At 60.5% G+C, this 704-nt stretch carries 1 protein-coding gene; it reads right to left on the minus strand.

Features of this window, described 5'->3' with window-relative positions:
* Positions 1–95: 95 nt before the first annotated feature.
* The coding region (locus AC1DRJ_RS31010; RefSeq protein ID WP_477805471.1) for an anthranilate synthase component I family protein at positions 96–704 on the minus strand (609 nt) is incomplete at its 5' end.

Consider the following 704-nt stretch of genomic DNA (forward strand, 5'->3'; position numbering starts at 1 on the left):
AGCCTGCTCGCGAAGGGGCCATGTCAGCCGACATCCACTTCGCTGTTACACCGCTTTCGCGAGCAGGCTCGCTCCCACAGGGTTATCAGTGAAACTCAGGTGTCCGGGGTTTGTTCGGCCAGCGCCACGGCGCGGAACATCGCGCGGCGCTTGTTCAGGGTTTCTTCCCATTCCAGCGCCGGCACCGAGTCGGCAACAATGCCGCCACCGGCCTGCACATGCAGTTCGCCGTTCTTGATCACCGCCGTGCGGATTGCAATCGCGGTGTCCATGTTGCCGTTCCAGGCAAAGTAACCGACCGCACCGCCATAGACGCCACGTTTCACCGGTTCCAGTTCATCGATGATTTCCATCGCGCGAATCTTCGGTGCACCCGACAAGGTTCCCGCCGGCAGAATCGCCCGCAGTGCGTCCATCGCGGTCAGCCCGGCCTTCAATTGCCCGGTGACATTGGACACGATGTGCATCACGTTGGAATAACGCTCGATGACCATCTTCTCGGTGAGTTTCACCGAGCCGATTTCCGAGACCCGACCGGTGTCGTTACGACCCAGGTCGATCAGCATCAAGTGCTCGGCGATTTCCTTGTCGTCGGACAGCAGATCTTTTTCCAGTGCCAGGTCGGCTTCTTCGTTGGCGCCGCGTGGACGGGTGCCGGCAATCGGGCGCACGGTGATCAAATTGTCTTCGACCCGTACCAGCAC

The sequence above is a fragment of the Pseudomonas sp. P5_B2 genome, assembly GCF_056400445.1.